This window comes from Streptomyces sp. 13-12-16 (genome assembly GCF_002114215.1).
Classification (GTDB): Bacteria; Actinomycetota; Actinomycetes; order Streptomycetales; family Streptomycetaceae; genus Streptomyces.
The window spans coordinates 1-1,220 of sequence record NZ_NCTE01001220.1 but is presented as its reverse complement, the minus strand read 5'-3'; the positions used below and the strand labels follow the sequence as shown (position 1 = coordinate 1,220).

Genomic DNA, 1,220 nt, shown 5'->3' with positions numbered 1-1,220 from the left:
CGCGGCGCGGGTAGCCGAGCCGCCCCCAGGCGCGGACCGCCTCGCCGGGCGCCTCCGCGGCGAGGTCGGCGGGGCGCGGCCAGCGGGCCAGCCACTGCTCGTAGACGGGCAGCACCCGGTTCACCGGGGTCTGCTGCAGCATGAACTCGCTGACCATCACCCCCCACGCACCGGCCTCCGGACGCCGCCACGGCAGATCCCGGGCGTGCTCGTCGAACCAGTCGATGACGGGGGAGTGCAGCGGCTCACCGGGAGCACGCTCGGACGCGGAATCGGCGGCGTTGCCGTACGGGGGCTTAGTGGGAGCAGTCATGGCTCCTCGATCCTCCCACGCCGGTGCCCGCCCGTGGTGGGAGCGCCACGGCGGAGGCCTCCCGCAGGGTGACGGCACACCTGACGATCGGCAGCGGTGGCACACCCCCGTCCGCTTGTAGCGTCAAGGCCATGGAACGTGCCCGTACCGCCGCGCTCGGCAAGGGCTGCCTGCTCTGGGCGGCCCTCGCCCTGCCCGCGGTCTGCGCCGACCGGATCGGGCTGAACGAGCCGCGTCCGCTCTGGCAGCAGCTCACCGGACTCGGCGTGCTCGCCGCCGCCACCGCCACGGCCCGACGCCGGCCGACGGTCGCCTTCGGGCTGACGGCGCTGCTGAGCCTCGCCGCCACGCCTGCGCTGTTCAGCGTCTCCTACGGCCCCGCCCTCGCGGTGTTCGCGCTGCTGCTCGGCCTGCGGTCGCCCCGTACGGTCCCCGCGGCGCTGTGCCTCGCCGCCGTCGCCTGCGCCGGCGGCGTGAAGATCGCACTGGTGGGGCCCGACCCGGTCCCCGAGTGGCTGGTCCTGACCGGCACCCTCCTCTTCGGCTGTGTCCTGCCCTGGCTCGGCGGACGCTACTGGGGACAGAGCCGCGCGCTCACCGCGGCGGGCTGGCTGCGGGCCGCCCGCCTGGAGGAGGAACAGCGCCTGACCGAGGAGCGCGCCCGGCTGCGCGAGCGGGCCAGGATCGCCCAGGACATGCACGACTCCCTGGGCCACGAGCTGAGCCTGATCGCCCTGCGCGCGGGCGCCCTCCAGGTCGCCCCCGACCTCCCCGGCCACCACCGGGACGCCGCGGCCGACCTGCGCGCCGCGGCCGCCGACGCCACGGACCGGCTGCACCGCATCATCGGTGTCCTGCGGGAGGACGACGACGAGCCGCTGCCGCTCGCCCCGGCCGGCGAGAACGT

General features: G+C 76.1%; 1 protein-coding gene and 1 pseudogene. One reads left to right on the top strand and one right to left on the bottom strand.

Annotated features, from left to right (window positions below; translation table 11 throughout):
* Positions 1 to 313 (bottom strand): annotated as a pseudogene (locus B7767_RS38045) (A/G-specific adenine glycosylase); the annotation flags it as partial.
* Positions 314 to 444: 131 nt separating this feature from the next.
* On the opposite strand from B7767_RS38045, the gene B7767_RS38040 reads away from it, so the two are divergent.
* Positions 445 to 1,220, top strand: a 776-nt coding sequence (locus tag B7767_RS38040) for a histidine kinase (protein WP_143652878.1), incomplete at its 3' end; no start/stop codon positions are given.